This window comes from Tardiphaga sp. 42S5, assembly GCF_034044155.1.
GTDB lineage: Bacteria > Pseudomonadota > Alphaproteobacteria > Rhizobiales > Xanthobacteraceae > Tardiphaga > Tardiphaga robiniae.
In genome coordinates, this window is the sequence record NZ_CP139027.1 from 1,120,808 (window position 1) to 1,138,124 (window position 17,317).

Sequence of the window (17,317 nt, forward strand, 5' to 3'; positions counted from 1 at the left end):
ATTCACTCGAAGGACGTCAATAGCCGACGTGTGGCCTACGATCTCCATCCCGCAACGGTGAGTGCCGTCATGCAACTTCAGAGATTTCCCGATGGATCCTTGGCGAAACGCGCGAAGACATTCGCTGGCGGGCGCGCACTTTCCGGAGATTCAAGCGAGCCTGCACAAGCTCTCTGGATAAAACCTCCCGAACTGCCCCTCGACCTGGGCGGGCCTGTCGATCGCCAGTTCAATCGTATGGGCGTCGAATTTGCCGGCGTGCCCGCGATCACGCATCTGGATGCGGTGGCAAAGAGATTTCCGAACAACGTAGCCATCAGCGATGACACCCGCCAAATCACATATTCGGATCTTCTGATCAGAGTTTTGACGCTGGCCCAGGCGATTGCAGCGGTGGCTCCCGAGGGGCGGGCCGTCGGCCTGTTGTTGCGCCACTCGATCTGGCATCCGATCGCCATGCTTGCATGTATGGCCGCAGGGCGCCCCCTGGTGCCGCTCAATCCGCGCGATCCGGACCAGCGACTTGCCCACATCGTTGCAAATGCACAGATTTCTTTACTGATCGGCCAGGGGGACAGTAGCTCAACCAAATGGATCGACGAAGACGGCCTGCGTTGGATCGATATTACGCGCGCCAACGAATTTTTCGGCGACACCGCGTCGCTTGAGCCAGTCTCGGTGGATGCACCTGCCCTCGTGCTCTACACTTCGGGCAGTACCGGACAGCCAAAGGGCGTTGTGAATAGCCAACGGAGCTTGCTCCAGCGCGTCCACCAATATGCGGATGCATGTCACATCGACGCTACTGACGTCTTCATGCCTCTGAGCGGCCCCACGACCATTGCGGGCACCAGAGAGATGCTTACGGCCTTGTTGACCGGCGCAAGATTGCATATGGCGGATGTCGAGGCCCTTGGCCTTCGCGGCGTGCTGCGTCAGATCCTATCGCAGCAGATAACGATCACGTATATCGTTCCCGCTCTTCTGCGGGCAGTGATTACCGCGAGCGAAACCGGTGATTTCGAGTCGCTCCGGGTTGTCCGCATCGGCGGCGAGAAGGTGCTGTGGACGGATGTCGCGCTCGTCCGAAAGGTCGTGAAGCCCTCCTGCTTCATTCAGATCAGCTATTCGTCGACCGAAACCACCGGAACGCAGTGGTTTCTTCCCGACGACTGCAAGGAAAGCGACTTCGGCATGCCCCCGGTTGGCTATTTGCTTCCAGGAATGTCGTTTGCCGTCGTCGACGACAATGGAGTGCCTGTGCCCACCGGCGAGATCGGAGAGCTGATCATCAAGAGCATGCATGTGCTGCTTGGTTACTGGGAGAACGGTCAGGTGCTCCCTGCATTACCTGACCCGGATGACGACCGTTGCCGCATCTTCCCGACAGGCGACCTTGTTATTGTCGACGCGCGCGGATTGATGCAGATGCTGGGACGAAAGGGGCGTCAGCTTAAAATCAATGGACGGCGTGTTGAACCGGCTGAACTCGAGGTTGTCGTACGCAGAATTCCCTATGTGAGCGACGCCGTCGCCATTGTCACCGATTCAAGCGAGCTGGTTATTTTTGCATCGCCGGGCGCCGAGGCCAAGGTAACATTCACAACTGACGTTCGGGACGTCATCAGGCAGACGCTTCCGACCGCATTGCATCCCACCAGATTGCATGAAATCGCGGAGCTTCCGCGCCTCGCCGGCGGAAAGATAGACGTCGCAAAACTCAAGGCGCTCGATGCCGAGAACCGAAGAGGTCCAGCCCCACCTCAGCCCCCAGGGGCGGGTGAAGTGAAGCAAGCCGAAAAAATAGTGGCGCAGGTATGGATGCGGATCCTAGGTACGACCGACGTTGCCAGTCGCTGGGACGAGGCAGGTGGCGATTCCCTCAAGCTTCTGCGATGCGTGATGGAGCTGGAAGAGCTGGTCGGCCAAGAGCTCAACATGGAAGCTTTCACGGTGGACATGAGCGCAGCCGATATGATTCAGATCGTCGCTGCAGGTGGTCGATCGCAGCGGCAACAAGCCGCCGGGGAACTCCTGCCTCATCTGGTGATGTTGCCAGGCTCGATAGGTTACGGTCCGAGTCTGGCGGCGTTCGGGGCACAGCTGAGCAAGACGGCTCATGTGATCCCGATCCGCTACCCGGATCTGATGTCTGCCCTGACCGGATGCGGCTCGGTCGACCACATGGCGACATTGGCTCTGGAACAGATCAACGCCATTCATCCTCGCGGCGATATACGTCTGATCGGCTATTCGCTGGGGGGCGGCGTCGCATTTGAAGTGGCAGCGCGGCTGATTGCGGAAGGCCGCTCGGTGAAATTTCTGGGCATATTGGACACGAATATCGGCCCCCGCAGGAGTGACTATCGGGAGACCCTGTCACGTACGCTGCAGCGAGTTAGATCACACCGGGTTACGATGTACCGAATGCTGTGTCGCGCTATCGCAAAATGTGTTGCTCGACTTCACTGGGAGGTGAAGTTCTGCCGAATTCTCGATGCGAGGATCTGGACGCACCTGGCCGGCACCCGCTTCATGCTCAAGTTGGAGCTTGAGGAGATTCTCCGGATGCAGGAATTCGGCCGCTGGGTGGCGAGTGCCAAACCTCGCTTGCCAATTACCGGAACGCTATTCCTTTGCAACCGGCGAGGGTCACCAGCGCACCTCGGATGGGACTCTCTGTTTGCAAAACTGGAGGTAATTCCGATTGCTGGCGGCCATCTCGATCTCGTTATCGACCCGCATTTGACCGTCAACCGACCGGTCATCGAACGAGCGATCACTTCGTCCTGTTCCTGATCTTCGACCAACAGACCCAACAGATTGGAACGAGGCGATGCAGATCGCAGAGGCCCCCTCTGGATCAAGGTCGCAAGTAGCTCCAGCCTCGCTCTTGCAGCTCCATGAGCCGTACCACTCCGGATTTGGTGACCTTGGCCTGCGGGATAAGAGGAATATCTTTCGCCTCAGCTTTTGCCATATTCTCGCGGGTGTTCCCGCATGCTGAAAAGATCAGCTGTGGCATGGTTTCGCTCATGGATTTGATGCGCGCTTTGACGGGAGAGGTGTCATCTCGCAGCATATGCAGTCCGGGTCCAAAAACGACCACTTCGATCCCAACCTTTTGACCGATCTCGCTGTAGTGCTGAGCTGCATTGCTGACATTATTGAGAGCGAGATTCATTGTTGCGGGGTCATTGACGTTAACCTGTACAACGAGCCGATGTGGCTGCGTTCGGATGGCGGCGGTGGTCATCTTGGCGTTAACGTTCATTTTGGTAGAAGTCTTACCAGAAGTATTGATTTCTACAGCGCCGCTGGCTTGAGTGCTCAGCACCAAGATACTCCCAACGGCGGCCACGCTGGCGAAGACGACGAGTGATCTGTTCATGTTGTTTCCTTGAGTGTGCTGGAGTGCTGGCTCAAGTGTGCGCTACAGCGTAATCGTGCGCGAACAGGCGGGTCAAGAATAGTTCAGGCAGGGTAGGCGTGATCTACTTAATTGCCGCGATTGGTGCGCCTACCTCGTTGTGACTACTTCCATTGCTACATCGACAAACGGCCGATGAAGGCTGTGTCATCAAAATGGACACACATAAAAGCTCACCTGAGTTGTCACGATGTGGTCACAGGCAGTTGAGGTAGCATCGCATTGGCTACCGCGATCCAAAGCTGTTGAGGGCTCCCGCGCAACAAGCAGAACCGCTGCGCGTGCCTCCTCTGCAGTAGGAGTTTGCATTCTGTGGGTCCTCATTGGGGCTGCGGAGGATGGGCTATGCGGTGAAGGCCAATTCCGCGCGCAGGCCTCCGAATCTTCTCAAACACAGGAGCGGGAGCTAGCCGTTGAACTGGAACGGAACAGGGCTAAGACCCTTGCACCTATGCTTGTCACGCCCCCCCGAGCAGAACTCAATGCGGTGCAGTCGACGGCTGAAGCGGCCGGCACCACGCTAAGACAGGCGCTTGATCAAGAACGAGCTAGGGCAGACGCCCTTGCGGGTGAACTTGCGACCCTCCGGGCGGAACTCGAGACGGCGCGGGTGGCAGGCAAGGAATCTGCCCAGGCCATCGAGGTAGGGATCAGGCAAACGCAAGCGCTCGAACAGGAGCGAGACAAAACAATCGACCTTATGCGTGAGCTTGCCTTCCTTCGGACGGAGCTCGACGCGGCGCGGATCGTGATTTCGAAAGCTGTGCAAGCCACCGAGGCAGAGATCAAGCAGGAGCAGGCGCTCGAACAGCAGGAGCGGCGGAAGGCAGACGCGCCCGCCCATGACCTTGCTTCCCTTCGGGCGGAACTCGATACGGTGCGGATCGCAGCTTCGGACGCCGCAAAAGCCACCGCGGCAGAGATCGAGCAAAAGCAGGCGCTCGAACAGCAGCTCAAACAGCAGCAAGACGGGACGGAAGCCCTCAAGCGTGAATTGATCTCTCTCCGGACCGAACTCGACGCGGCGCGTGCCGCGACGCCGGAGGCTGCGCAGATCGTCGAGGCTGCGAAGGTCGAACAAGAGCGCGCATCTGCAAAGGAGCGCAGCCGGACCGAGGCAGTCGCCCGCGAGCTCTCCTCGGCGCGTCAGCAGATCGAGGAGCATGCCAGCCGCCTCGCGGCGGCACACGCTGAGGTGCTTCGGGTGACGGAGGCCAGCAACGCCACGGCAGCAGAGCAGAAGCGAACTCTTGCCAGCGAGCGCGAGCGCGCTGACGCACTTGTGCAGGAGCTTGCTCTTGTTAAGAACCAACTGGAGGCTCGAAACCAGCAGCTTGCTGCCGTGAGTGCTTCTCAGACTCTCGCTTCGCGCCAACCCGCCCCTACTGGCCGGAACGAAGGAGCGGCGGAGCCCCGTGCGAAGACGACCGAGGAAAAGAGCGCCTTGCCGCAGTGGGCTTCCACTCAGGCCGTCGCTTCATATGCGGAACGATCGTCCGTGTTGGAAACGCCACCGCAAGCACGGTCGACCGCTCGCGAAGCCGTGCCAAGTGTGGAGCCGAAAGTCCCCGTGGCATCAGAGGCAACCCTGCTGGCGAGTGTCGCTCCCTATTCTGTGGCGGACGAACAGAGACTGCTTGTTCGGGCGAACGCATTGCTCCGGCAAGCTGACATCAGCGGGGCGCGCCCATTGCTTGAACACGCTCTTGGACATGGCAGCGCGCGAGCCGCCTTTATGCTCGCGGAGACCTACGACGCCCGCGTGCTGAAATCGTGGAGCGCACGTGGGGTCCTCGGTGATTCCAGAAAGGCACTCGAACTGTATGAAAAGGCACAGGCGGGCGGCATTGAGGATGCGAAGGCGAGGATTGAGTCGCTGAAATAGCAGCCAGCTCGTGACGCGTAGATGGTCATTCCGAGAACGGAGACTCGCATGTCGCTCATCAAGTTCTCATTTGCTATGGCATTAGCGGCGTTCGGGCTGCAACTGGCTGCCAATGCCCAATCTCTCCCGACGCGCGAGACGCAGGCTATGGCGGCGGTGAAAAGGACCGAAACGGCCGCGAAAGAGCGCATCAATGCATGGACTGTCGGCCTCGCCGGCGGGCTCATTGAAGGGGCTCCGCTTCGTCTCGCGGCAGAGATCGCTCGCGTCGTAAACGAGGAGGATAAGCTTCACGTCCTCCCGATCGTGACGCGCGGAGCAACGGAAAACGTCAATTCGCTGCTGTATCTTAGAGGCGTTGATGCGGCGATCATCAACACGGATGCTCTTGAGGAATATAAAGCTCAAGTTCCGTCTATCGAACGGCGCATCGTTTACGTTCTGAACCTCTTTCCGTCCGAACTGCACATATTCGTCCGCCCGGAGATTCGGTCGCTCGAAGAGCTCAAGGGGAAAAAGGTCAATTTCAATACGCAAGGTACGGCAGCCGCCTATTCCGGTCCGCTGATCTTCAGTCGGCTGGGACTAAACGTGGAAAAGATGTTCATTCCGCACCAGGTCGCATTGGAGCAAATGAAGCGCGGAGAAATCGCGGCCGTTGTGTTTGTGACGTCAAAGCCCGTCGACGCCTTTCTGAAGGGACGCTGGGATCCCGGATTTAAGTTCCTCCCCGTCGAATACGGCGCCAAATTTGAGGACTACTATCTTCCGTCGTCTATCGACGCGACGGACTATCCGAGTCTGGTGCCGAAGGGTGAGCGGATAGCGACGATTGCAGTCCCCACCATCCTTGCGGCCTACAACTGGCCACAACAGTCCGACCGATACCGGCGCGTGGCGCGCCTTGTCGATCACCTGTTTGGTCGCCTCGACCGGTTGCAGTCCCCCGGTTTCGATTCGAAATGGAAAGAGGTCAACCTGCGCGCCAGCGTGCCGAGTCTCGGCCGGTTTAAGCCAGCGCAGGAATGGCTTGATCTTCCGCAGGCCGTAACAGCGGGACGGTCCCAATGAAGGATGTGGGTGCTCTCGGTCTGGCTGTGCTCTTGGTTATGAGCCAGACTGTGTGTGCTCAAACCGGTGGCGCCATAGATCGCCTGAAGACCTGCTCACAGTTTGAAGGCATGGAGCGATTGAAATGCATCGACGATCTGTTGGGGGAGATGGCTGAAACCCCCGCTACCGCGCCCTCTCAAAGTCCGAACTGGATCATCAGCGAGACGACCTCGCCGGTGGATTATCAGCCGCAGATTGAGGCACAGATGACAGCGCGCGCGGCGTCGCAAAATGCTGCCTCCGCGCTCGCCATCCATTGTCGCGCCCATCGCACGGAGTTGATAATTTCCACAAAGGGGTCCTGGAAGCAGGTCCCGGATGGTGAGGTGAAGGTCGCGCACCGGATCAACGAAGAGCCGGCTGTTGAACAGCGCTGGAGAGCCATAGAAGTGGGGAAAAGTCTTGCCTTTCCAGGCGACGTCGTCCGCTTGCTCCGTTCAACGCCGGATGGTAGCCAGCTTCTCGTTAAAGTCCACGTTGGGAAAGGTCCGGCATATGAAAGTACGTTTCAATTGGTCGGCTTGAATGCCATCCGACGCAAGATGGCGACGGCATGCAACTGGCCCGCGCCCTGACCGACGCGCGTACTAACGAGTGCAGGACAACGCGATCAGTTCGCAGCTGCCCTTCGCACCTGCTCGTCCATTCAACGCTCCAACATCTTCAATGTCTTGGCATCGTGGCAACGACGGTTGTGCTGAACTGAACCAAGCCGCCGGCGAGGCTTCGGCAAGTCGCGACGCCGGTTGGCCTCCTTAGTCCTCCCGCATGCCACGCCGTATCGCATCGGTCATCGGTTGCATGAGATAGGCAAGAACGGTGCGTTCACCAGTCGCGATCAGGACGTCGGCCATCATGCCGGGTTTGAGCTTCTCGCGAATTTTGTCGGGAAATTTCGTCACTTGCACTGAAACTTTGACTTCGTAGTAAGGCTGGTGCGTGGCTTCGTCGCGAAGCGCATCAGCTGCCACCGAAAGAACTTCGCCGATGGCGATCGGCGTCGAGCGAGCCTTGAACGAGGGAAGCCGCACTTCCGTGGGCATGCCGATTTGTACGTGATTGACATCGAGAGAGGATATTTTCGCGGCAACCACGAGGACGTCGTTGTCCGGCACGATTTCCATCAAGACGTCGCCCGGCTTAATCACCGCGCCGACCGTATGGACTTTCAGATTGACGATACGTCCGGAGCGAGATGCGCGAACGTCCATCCGACCGAGAACGTCTGCGGCCATGCGCAGCTTCTCGCGCGCGTCAGCGAGCTGAGCGCGGGTGTCGGCAAGCTTACCGGTGGCTTCCTCCAGAACTTTCTGCCCGACCTGATTGATCTGTAACCGTGCTTCGTCAATGATCCGTCCGAAGCGCGCGATGTCGGCGTCGTATGAACCAATTCGGCCCTCAAGGTCGGATTTGGAACGCTCCAGAGTCGCAATCCGCGCGAACGGAACAATCCCCTGGTCGGCAAGCGGCTTGAGCTTGGTATATTCCTGCGCCATGCTGTCGAACTGCGCGCGTGCAGCCTTGCTTTGCGCAGCGTTTCCCTGGATCTGGCGCTGCGCCTGTCCGATCTTTTCTTCAAGGATCGAAACCTCGATCTTTCGCGCGACGCGGCGTTCCTCGAACCGCCGCTTCTGGTCACCCATGGCACGCTGCGCAGAGGGATCGAAGGCCTTCTGCATCAATTCGGATGGAAACGTGATCGTATCGGCCCCATCGGCTTCCGCAAGCAGACGCGCCTCTTCCGCGATTGCCGAATACACAGCCGAACGCGCCATCTCCTCCCGCGCCCGGTCCTGTGTTGGATCGAGTCGCAACAGCACCTGTCCCTGTTCGACATGCGCGTCGCCCCTCACCATCAGGCTTTGGACGATGCCACCTTCCAGGTGCTGAACGGACTTACGGTCGCTCTCGACGACGATCGAGCCTGCAGCCACGACGGCACCATCGATGGAGGCCAGGCCAGCCCAACCACCAAACACTACGAAGGTCAGGAACACGATACCAAAGCCGCGTCTCGCCGGAGTGCGCCAATCGCCCGATGGGTCGCCATTTGCGTTCCCGGCGTCTCGATTCGGGAATATCGACAGCCATACCTTTGATAGCCAGATCAGCAACCGCGCCTTGATCTCCACAAATCGTTGCAAGACATCAGGCCTGCGAAACGCGTGGCCACCATCGCTCAAACGTCTGAGGAGTCGCGCCAGTTCGTCCTGAGCAGCAATCTCTGCTCGCAATTTGGGAATCTTCATCATTGCCTCGTGACATGGACAGGCCGAACCGAACTTGGGAACGGCGCGTGGCGCGAGGCCCCATCAACTCGGTGGCTTTCTGTTGCGATCCGCGGTTCGCGGCGCATGGGCGCAACGGTCTCACCAAGAAGCAGGGGAAGGAGCTCTTCGCGCGTACCCGCGCGCCCAATGCGCCCGTCATGCATGAAAACAATCTTGTCGACCAATGAAAGAAGATTTGGTCTGTGATTGATGATCACGATCGTCACACGCTGTTGACGGAGCATTTGGATGGCGTCAGCCAGAGCACGATCGCCGTCACCATCCAGATTGGCGTTCGGTTCATCGAGCACGACAAAGACGGGCCTGCCAAAAAGTGCGCGGGCCAACCCGATGCGTTGTCGCTGGCCGCCGGAAAGACCCGCCCCGTTTTCCCCGATGACAGTGTCGTAGCCCTGCGGCAGCCGCTGGATCATGGCATGCGCCGAAGCCAGCTGCGCCGCCTCGACAACCTGTTCATCCAACGCGCCGTCACGAAAGCGAGCGATGTTGTCGCGGACGGTCCCTGCGAATAATTCAACATCCTGCGGCAAGTAACCGAAACTTTGTCCAAGGAAACTGGCCTCGAAATGCCGGATGTCATTTCCATCGACGCGTACGCAACCCTGTGCGGCCGGCCAGGCTCCAACCAGCGCGCGCGCTAGGGAAGATTTGCCGGAACCGGACGCACCGACGATCGCAACAACTTCGCCAGGCGACAGCCGGAAACTGACATCGGAAATCGCCGCCAACTGCGATCCCGGTACCATAACGGTCAAAGCCTCGACGGAGATGTTGCCGACCGGGGGCGGCAATCGCGTCGGTTGTCTTTCCGTCGCCCGCGTCCGCAGAGCCTCGTCGAGGCGGGAAAAAGACGTCCGCGCTGACACGAACGCTCTCCACTGCGCGACAGCCGCCTCAACTGGTGCCAGCGCACGCCCCATGATCAGGGAGGCAGCGAAGAGAACACCTCCCGAGATCTCCTGATGAATTGCCAGGTAGGCCCCGACGCCCATAATCGCCACTTGAATCGCCATCCGCAGAAATTTCGAGATTGCGAGCAGCGTTCCGCCGCGTTCTCCGGCCTTGGCGCTTTCAACGAGCGCCTGTCCATGCGTGACGCCCCAAGCGGCGCGTACGGCAGGCCCCATTCCGAGACCACGGATCGCTTCCGCGTTACGAAGCGAGGACGTCAATCGGTCCAGAGCGTGGAGATTCTTGAACGAAGCCGCCATCAGTGGCGCTTTGGTGGCGCGCTCATTGAGAAAGGCGAGCGCAAGGATGACCAGCGCGCCTGTCAGAGCAACCATGCCGATCGACGGATGAAGCAGAAAACACATGCCGAGAAAAATCGGAGTCCAGGGTGCGTCCATCAGAGACGTGATCACGCCGCCCGACAGAACGTCGCGCAATGTGTCGACGTCGCGCAACAACTGAACATGATGCGAGCTTCCTGTGCGCACCGCCTGCGCGAGAGCCGTTTCAAAAGCTTCTCCCGACAGCAAATGGTCGAAGCGGATTCCGGTTTGCACGAGAACGCGGCTGCGAAAGTGCTCGAGTGCTGCGTAACTGATGAAAAGCGCGAGCGCGATCAGCGAAAGCAGCAACAGCGTCATCGCGTTTCGGCTCGTCAGCACGCGATCGTAGATCTGCATCGTATAAAGCGGCGAAACGAACACCAGGAGATTTATGAAGATAGACAGCCCGCCAGCGGCAAGCAGGCCCGGACGTATCTGGCGGAAAGCGTCCGCAAGCGCGGGCGGTCTTGCTGAAGTATACATGTGTGCATCCAGGCCGCCCGGATCGGACGGCACAAACGGTTAGAGAAATTACATGCGAAAAAGCGAGTGCGACGGCACTCGTACTCAACACATCTCGCACTGCGCGAGACGGCACTCCCCTCGCGGCACACTTGCCGCGATAATCCCCAAGGGGGTCCCCCAAGGGACCCCCAAGTCGCTTACATACGCGTGGCGGACCGCGCGTATGTCCTGCCTTGTCACGAAATCAGCCCCCGAGGCTTACCAGTGCCACGAATGGTGATCCGCGTGGTTCGAATGATGCGAACCGTGGAGACTGATCTGATCGAGATACGGTGCCAGAGTTGCATCGGAGACGTTGTTCGAAGTCGTATCCGTTGCAGTGTTCACAGCCGCGATCGCAGCAGCCACTGCAGATCCATGGTGATGATGTCCGCCCCAGGAAGATGTGCTCCCATCTGTGAGATGTGAGAAATCTAGCCTGTGATGGTGGTCGTGTCTGGAATTGCTGACATCCGTATCCGGAGACGTTGTCGGATCCGTCGTCGCTGGTTGGGAGGCGACGGGCGGAGTCGAAGCCGTATCCGTTGCAGTACTCACTGCCTCGCTTGCAGTCTGCGAAGCAGATCCACGGTGATGATGTCCTCCGCCCCAGGAAGATGTGTTCCCATCTTTGAGATGTGAGAAATCCAGTCTGTGATGATGGTCGTGTCCGGAATTGCCGACATCCGTATCCGGAGATGTTATCGGATCCGTCGTCGCTGGTTGGGAGACGACAGGAGGAGTCGACGGATTGCTCGGCGACGTCGAGCCGTCATTGGAAGTATCGACCGGCGTCGTCGGGCTGCCGCTTGAGGTATCGACCGGCGTTGTCGTGCCGTCGCTTGGGGGCTCGACCGGCGTTGTCGTGCTGTCACTTGGGGGCTCGACCGGCGTCGTGGTGTTCCCGCTCGTATTGTGTTGCAGGAAAACGCTCTGGAGCGCTGGCGAGCTCTCGAGCGCCTGGTCTCCGTTCTGCGAACCCCAGGCATAAGCGTAGTCGAAAGCCGGATTCGGGACTGCCGCCGCCCAATGGTCGAGCATTTGCTGCTCCTGTGCAGCGGTCGGCATCACATAGTGACCTCCCGAATCGGTGACCCAGTTGCCGCCGCCGAACGTCTGAAAGACCGGAACGATGCTGGCATGTGGAATCCCGGCGGCTTCAGCCGCAGCTACAGCCTTGTCAATCATGCTGTAGTCGATTGTCGCGCTTTCCGACCGCACCGGATACGGATCGATTCCGAAGAGGTCGATGTGGGTGTTTTCCGGAGTGTACGTATTCGCGAAGCTGGGATTATCTGAAGATCCCATGTTCATCATGGTGATGAACGTCTTCGCGCCCGGAACGTTGGCGTGAATCCAATCGGACTCAGCCTTCAGGTTTGCAGCGGTCACGAGGGTATTCCACTGCCCCGTGGGATCTGGCTCGTCCTTGAGGAAGAAACCGTAGACGTTGGGATTACCGATGTAAGGTTTCACAGCGTCGATGAAACTCTGGGTGACGCCATCACCCTGATCGAGCCAGACGAGGCCCTTCACACCTGCCGGCAAAGCATTCAATTGGTCTACCGACGAAACGTCGGCAAGATTGAAGCCTGCCTGAGCTGGAGTGAAGTTACCTTGTGCGTCGATATTATCTCCGGATGCGTAGTGTAATGTTGCCAATACCGTTCCCCTGTATTGTGTTGACGAAGCCCCCAAGAATCTTCGTAAAAGAAAGTGCAGGTACGTAACTACAGTTCTGCATTAGCTTCGATCGAAGCGCCCATGGATTAACGTTTGTTTACGTTTGAGGCGGGAGTTTGGCGCGGCGTTGGGCAAAACGGTGAGTTTATTGTGCTAAAACTTGGAGGCTGGTATCAGAGAAGTGGTAGCACTGTGCATAACGATTCAACCTGTTCGCAGCGGTACTTTCAATCGTCCCGATGCGGTGAAGGAACTACACAAGCGCGCATAAGTATCGCTGAGAGAAATGATACTCGATGACGCGCGTTTCGGCTTCCTCTGCTGCAGTTGCACCCGCGACAATGACAGCAAGCTTCTCTCCGACCTCGGCAATGCCCATTTCGAGCGTCGCGCTTCGGAAAGCCCGCTATGCCGGCGTGGTGCGATCTCACTCCTTCGTCGGAAAAGCGTGCGTCAGTACCGGCCGCATTAATGCCGCGGCAGAACCTGGCTCCGTCAATGCACTTCATGTGCTCGAGCAACTTGATCAATCTGCCGGCGTCACTGTGCAACAAGCGTCATGATGCCGATTGTACAAGCTCAGGCATCAGCTGTTTTGAGCCATCGAGAAACACCCTCACTGCGTCGTTGACGATGTCGTCCAGTCGCTCCGGTGTGGGCGTGTCGTAGACGAAACGCCGGATGGCCATATAGAAGATGCGGCCGTGCAAACCCCAGAACATTTCGACTTCGCGCTCCGACAACGGCACCTGGTCGCTTGAAGGCAGCTTCAACTCGTGACGAAGCTCGCGGCAAGCGGGCTCGATGATTTGTTCGCGGACGATCTGAAGATACCGCTTGGTGATGTCGAACGACTTCATCCCGGAGAACACGAAGATTCTCACCCAGTTGTATTCGAAGACCTGCTCGACATATTCGAGATAGAAGCGCGACAGCCGTGCTTGCAGCGATAGCGTGCGATCCTGGATCAGGCCGGCCCACGAGGGTGACCAGCGGCTGAGATAGATCTCTTCATAGACGCGTTCGATCAGCGCTTCCTTGCTCGGGAAGTGCCGATAGATAGCCGAATGGGTGATGCCCATGCGTTTCGCCAGTTCGCGCGTCTGTCCGCCGAAGCCGTGTTCGGCGAAAAATTTCACGGCTTCATCGACGATGAAGCGCTCGCGCTCCGCCGCGCGCATGTTGCGACGCGGTGGCTTTTCGACTGATTTGATGGGCTTTTTTGCCATTTTTGCTTCGCGTTGCGGGAGTTCTGAATAGCTCAATTCGAAAAAGAGACCAAATGGTCATTTTAAGTTGACCCGGGGAAATCGACGTGTTCTAGATTTCCGACCAAATGGTCACAACTGGACGTCCGCGAGACGTTTAGGGAGAAGACGTTGAAGGCGAGGGCGTTCAACTATGTGAGGGCTTCCACGGTGGTGGAGGCTTTGAAAGCGTTCGAGGAAGCCGGCGACGATGCGAGTTACATCGCAGGTGGCCAGAGCCTCGTGCCGGCGCTTGCCTTGCGTTTGCAGGCGCCGCAATTGCTGATCGACATCGCGCATATCTCGACGCTTCGTGGTGTCGACCTGCAGGGCGACTGGCTGCACATCGGCGCGCTCACCCGCCATCACGAAGTGCTGACCGATCCATTGATCCGCCAGCACGCGCCGCTCTACAGCGAAGCCGCGCCGCATGTGGCGCATCCGGCTATACGAAACAAAGGCACCCTCGGCGGCAGTATCTCTCATGCCGATCCTGCGTCGGAATTCCCGGCGATGACGTTGGCGCTGGGCGCCGAGCTCGAAATTGCTAGCCGCGACGGCGTACGCCGCGTGCCAGCCGACGATTTCTTCCTCGATCTGTTTCAGACAGCGATCGAACCGGGCGAGCTTCTTGTCGCGGTTCATGTGCCGGTGGTCAGGCCCGGCCATCGGTGGGCCTTTCACGAGCTTGCGCGTCGGCGTGGCGATTTTGCGCTGGTGGGCTGCGGCATTCTCGCCGAATTCGTCGATGACGTCGTCAAACAGGTGCGTATCGCGTTCTTCTCTGTCGGCAGCACGCCGCTGCGCGCCCGGCAGGCGGAAGAAGCTCTGATCGGCAAGAAGCTGGATCAGGCTGTAATCGCTGCTGCGCAGGCCGTTGTCGGCGACGATCTCGATCCGCCTGAAGATGAGCACGCGCCGCCTGCCATGAAGCGCCATCTTGCGCGCGTTCTTCTCGGCCGACTGCTGGGCGAGATCGCGAGGCAGGGCGCATGAGCGATCTCGTCAATGTCACCATGACGGTGAACGGCACTGAGGTGTCGCACAGCATCGCGCCGCGCATCACGCTAGCGGATTTCCTGCGCCAGACGCTGGAACTGACCGGCACCCATACCGGCTGCGAGATGGGCGTTTGCGGCGCCTGTCTGGTTATTCTGGATGGCCGCGTCGTACATTCTTGTCTGACCTTCGCGGTGCAGGCGAGCGGGGCGGCCATCGAGACCGTAGAAGGTCTCAGTGATCGCGCCGTGATTGCGGATATCCAGGAGGCATTTCATCAGCGCAACGCCCTGCAATGCGGCTTCTGTACGCCGGGCATGCTGATGACCGCGCATAGCCTGCTGTCACAGCCGGGCGTACCAACGCGTGAGGAAATTCGCGACGCGCTATCTGGAAATTACTGCCGCTGCACCGGCTATGAAGCCATCGTCGACGCCATCGAGAAGGTCGCGCGCGACCGCGATGCTGGTGTGATTGCTCAGGCGTCCGAGGAGGTCGGCGCATGAGCGTGCTAACCCCACTGGATCGTCCGAATTCCTATATCGGCCGCTCGGTGCCGCGCCCGAATGCCAAGCGATTGCTGGCCGGCCGTGGACGCTATGTCACCGACATCACGCTGCCGCGCATGCTGCATGTCGCCTATGTACGCAGTCCTTATGCGCACGCCCGCATCGTCTCGATTGATGCGACGACGGCGCGCGAGATGCCCGGCGTGCGACTGGTGGCTACCGGCGAGGATCTCGCAAAACTGTGCGCGCCATGGATCGGCACCATGGATCACTTCAAAGGTATGAAGTCACCGCCGCAGCTGCCGTTGCCGATCGACAAGGTCGTATGGTCCGGCCAGGCGGTTGTCGCGGTCGTGGCCGATACGCGCGCACTGGCTGAAGATGCAGCGGAGGCGGTGTATATCGAGTTCGATGAACTGCCCGCCGTTGTCGATATCGACGCTGCGCGCGCACCGGATGCGCCGGTGATTTCACCGGAACTCGGCAGCAATCTCTGTTTCCATGGCAAGATCGATACCGGTAGTGTCGAGGATGTCTTCGCCGGCGCCGCGCATGTGGTGGAGGAGGAGTTTCACTTCGGCCGCCACACGGCGGTCACCATGGAGCCGCGCGCGATCATCGCTGATTACGATGCCAGCGAGGGGCAATTGACGGTGCATCATGCGACGCAGACGCCGTATCAGTTCCAGGACATCTATGCCCGCCACTACGGCCTCCCTGAATCCCGCGTCCGCGTGATCGCGCCGGATATCGGCGGTTCGTTCGGCATGAAGCTGCACATGTATCATGAGGACATGGCGGTGGTCGGGCTCAGCATGATGCTTGGCCGCCCCGTCAAATATGTCGCTGACCGTATTGAATCCTTTGTGTCGGACATCCATGCGCGCGATCACCGCGTCCGCGCGCGCATGGCGGCCGATGCAGAGGGTAACATCCTGGCGATGGACGTGGAGGACGTCACCGGCATCGGGGCGTTCTCGGCCTATCCGCGCACCAGCGTGGTCGAAGGCAATCAGGTCTATCGCCTGATGGGCGCGCCTTACACGTTCAGGAACTACCGCGCTGATCTCCAAGTGGTGTTCCAGAACAAGGTGCAGATGAGCCAGTACCGCGCCGTTGGGCATCCGGTGGCCTGCACCGTCACCGAGCGTCTGGTGGACATGATCGCCGACAAGACCGCGCAGAATGTGTTCGACATTCGCAGCCGCAACTTGATCCCCGATGACGCCTATCCCTGTACATCTCCGACCGGCTACCAGTTCGAAGCGCTGTCGCATCACGCCTGTCTCGCCAAGCTGAAGGCGATGATGGACTACGACCGGCTGCGCGCCGAGCAGGCGGAGCTGCGCACCAAAGGCATTCATCGCGGCATCGGCATTGCTACCTTTGTGGAGATCACCAATCCCGGCCCGGCCTTTTACGGCGTCGGCGGTGCGCGCATCTCGTCGCAGGATGGCGCCATCATCAAGATCACGCCGTCAGGGGATGTTCATTGCTCGATCTCGGTGACCGAACTCGGGCAGGGCACCGAGACCATCATCGGGCAGATCGTCGCCGAACATCTCGGCGTCGATAGCAATCGCATTAAGGTGGCGACAGGCGACACGGACACCACCCCGCATGGCGGTGCGACCTATGCTTGCCGTGGCGCTGGCATCGGCGGCGAAACGGCGTTGCAGGCGGCCAAGAAGCTGAAGGCCAATGTGCTGGCCGTGGCTGCGGCCATCCTGCAGGACGAGCCGGAGAAGCTCGACATCCACAGTGGCTGGATCGTCGATGCCGCGACGGCGCAGCAGCGCATCGAACTCGCCGAGATCGCGCGCATCGCTTACTTCCGTTCCGATACACTGCCGCCCGGCACCCAGGCGCAGCTGTCCGTCGCGCACCACTATGCGCCGCAGGGCTATCCCTTCGCATTCACCAATGGCGTTCAGGCCTGCCATCTCGAACTCGATGTCGAGACAGGTCTGGTCAAGATCCTCAAACTATGGGTGGTCGAGGATTGCGGCCGTGTCATTAATCCGTTGCTGGTCGATGAGCAGATCCGCGGCGGCGTCGTGCAGGGGCTCGGCGCGGCGTTCTTCGAGGAATGCGTCTACGGAGACAACGGTCAGCTCACCAATGGCTCGCTCGCTGACTATCTGGTGCCGATGGCGGTGGAGATGCCGGACATCGAAATCGGACATGTCGAGACGCCGACGCTGGATACCCAGCTCGGCGCCAAGGGCGTCGGCGAAGCCGGAACGGCTGCGGCATCAGCAGCAGCGCTTAATGCGATAAATGATGCGATGAAGCCATTCGGAGGCACGGTCGCACAGGTGCCGATGACACCTGCGCGAGTACTCAAGGCGCTTGGACACATCTGACCCATAAAAGAAATCA

Annotated in this window: 12 protein-coding genes; 7 read left to right on the forward strand and 5 right to left on the reverse strand. The window is 59.4% G+C overall.

Annotation, left to right across the window (positions count from 1 at the left end; genetic code table 11):
• Positions 1 to 30 precede the first annotated feature (30 nt).
• Complete coding sequence (locus tag SFY93_RS05300) at positions 31 to 2,799, forward strand: AMP-binding protein (RefSeq protein WP_320446297.1); 2,769 nt, start codon at positions 31 to 33, stop codon at positions 2,797 to 2,799.
• Between the two features lie 64 nt (positions 2,800 to 2,863).
• On the opposite strand, the gene SFY93_RS05305 is transcribed toward SFY93_RS05300, so the two are convergent.
• On the reverse strand, positions 2,864 to 3,391 hold the full coding sequence (locus SFY93_RS05305) for a DsrE family protein (protein ID WP_320446298.1): 528 nt from the start codon (positions 3,389 to 3,391) through the stop codon (positions 2,864 to 2,866).
• Positions 3,392 to 3,881: 490 nt separating this feature from the next.
• Between SFY93_RS05305 and SFY93_RS05310 the strand changes: the two genes are divergently transcribed.
• The 3 genes from SFY93_RS05310 to SFY93_RS05320 are packed head-to-tail and all read left to right on the forward strand — an operon-like array spanning position 3,882 to position 7,003.
• Positions 3,882 to 5,315: a coiled-coil domain-containing protein gene (locus SFY93_RS05310; protein WP_320446299.1), complete on the forward strand. Its 1,434-nt coding sequence runs from the start codon at positions 3,882 to 3,884 to the stop codon at positions 5,313 to 5,315.
• A gap of 48 nt (positions 5,316 to 5,363) precedes the next feature.
• The gene (locus tag SFY93_RS05315; protein WP_320446300.1) at positions 5,364 to 6,386 is read left to right on the forward strand and encodes a TAXI family TRAP transporter solute-binding subunit; all 1,023 of its coding nucleotides are present in this window, start codon (positions 5,364 to 5,366) and stop codon (positions 6,384 to 6,386) included.
• The gene (locus SFY93_RS05320; protein ID WP_320446301.1) at positions 6,383 to 7,003 is read left to right on the forward strand and encodes a type VI secretion system-associated protein TagO; all 621 of its coding nucleotides are present in this window, start codon (positions 6,383 to 6,385) and stop codon (positions 7,001 to 7,003) included. Before SFY93_RS05315 ends, SFY93_RS05320 begins: the two co-directional genes overlap by 4 nt.
• Positions 7,004 to 7,183: 180 nt before the next feature.
• On the opposite strand, the gene SFY93_RS05325 is transcribed toward SFY93_RS05320, so the two are convergent.
• The 4 genes from SFY93_RS05325 to SFY93_RS05340 form a co-directional block, all read right to left on the reverse strand.
• Positions 7,184 to 8,677: an HlyD family type I secretion periplasmic adaptor subunit gene (locus SFY93_RS05325; RefSeq protein WP_320446302.1), complete on the reverse strand. Its 1,494-nt coding sequence runs from the start codon at positions 8,675 to 8,677 to the stop codon at positions 7,184 to 7,186.
• Entirely contained in the window at positions 8,677 to 10,476 is a 1,800-nt protein-coding gene (locus SFY93_RS05330; protein ID WP_320446303.1) for a type I secretion system permease/ATPase, read from the reverse strand. The genes SFY93_RS05325 and SFY93_RS05330 overlap by 1 nt, the downstream gene beginning before the upstream one ends.
• Before the next feature lie 240 nt (positions 10,477 to 10,716).
• Positions 10,717 to 12,159 carry a calcium-binding protein gene (locus SFY93_RS05335; protein WP_320446304.1) on the reverse strand — a complete coding sequence of 481 codons (1,443 nt, stop codon included), beginning with the start codon at positions 12,157 to 12,159 and terminating at the stop codon, positions 10,717 to 10,719.
• 578 nt (positions 12,160 to 12,737) lie between these two features.
• Positions 12,738 to 13,409 (reverse strand): TetR/AcrR family transcriptional regulator, encoded by a 672-nt coding sequence (locus SFY93_RS05340; protein WP_320446305.1) that lies wholly within the window; start codon positions 13,407 to 13,409, stop codon positions 12,738 to 12,740.
• A gap of 150 nt (positions 13,410 to 13,559) precedes the next feature.
• Between SFY93_RS05340 and SFY93_RS05345 the strand changes: the two genes are divergently transcribed.
• Genes SFY93_RS05345 through SFY93_RS05355 form a run of 3 tightly spaced genes read left to right on the forward strand, consistent with a single transcriptional unit; the run spans position 13,560 to position 17,301 of the window.
• The gene (locus tag SFY93_RS05345; protein ID WP_320446306.1) at positions 13,560 to 14,423 is read left to right on the forward strand and encodes an FAD binding domain-containing protein; all 864 of its coding nucleotides are present in this window, start codon (positions 13,560 to 13,562) and stop codon (positions 14,421 to 14,423) included.
• Positions 14,420 to 14,932, forward strand: a complete 513-nt coding sequence (locus SFY93_RS05350) for a (2Fe-2S)-binding protein (protein WP_320446307.1) — start codon at positions 14,420 to 14,422, stop codon at positions 14,930 to 14,932. The genes SFY93_RS05345 and SFY93_RS05350 overlap by 4 nt, the downstream gene beginning before the upstream one ends.
• On the forward strand, positions 14,929 to 17,301 hold the full coding sequence (locus SFY93_RS05355; RefSeq protein ID WP_320446308.1) for a xanthine dehydrogenase family protein molybdopterin-binding subunit: 2,373 nt from the start codon (positions 14,929 to 14,931) through the stop codon (positions 17,299 to 17,301). The genes SFY93_RS05350 and SFY93_RS05355 overlap by 4 nt, the downstream gene beginning before the upstream one ends.
• Positions 17,302 to 17,317 lie beyond the last annotated feature (16 nt).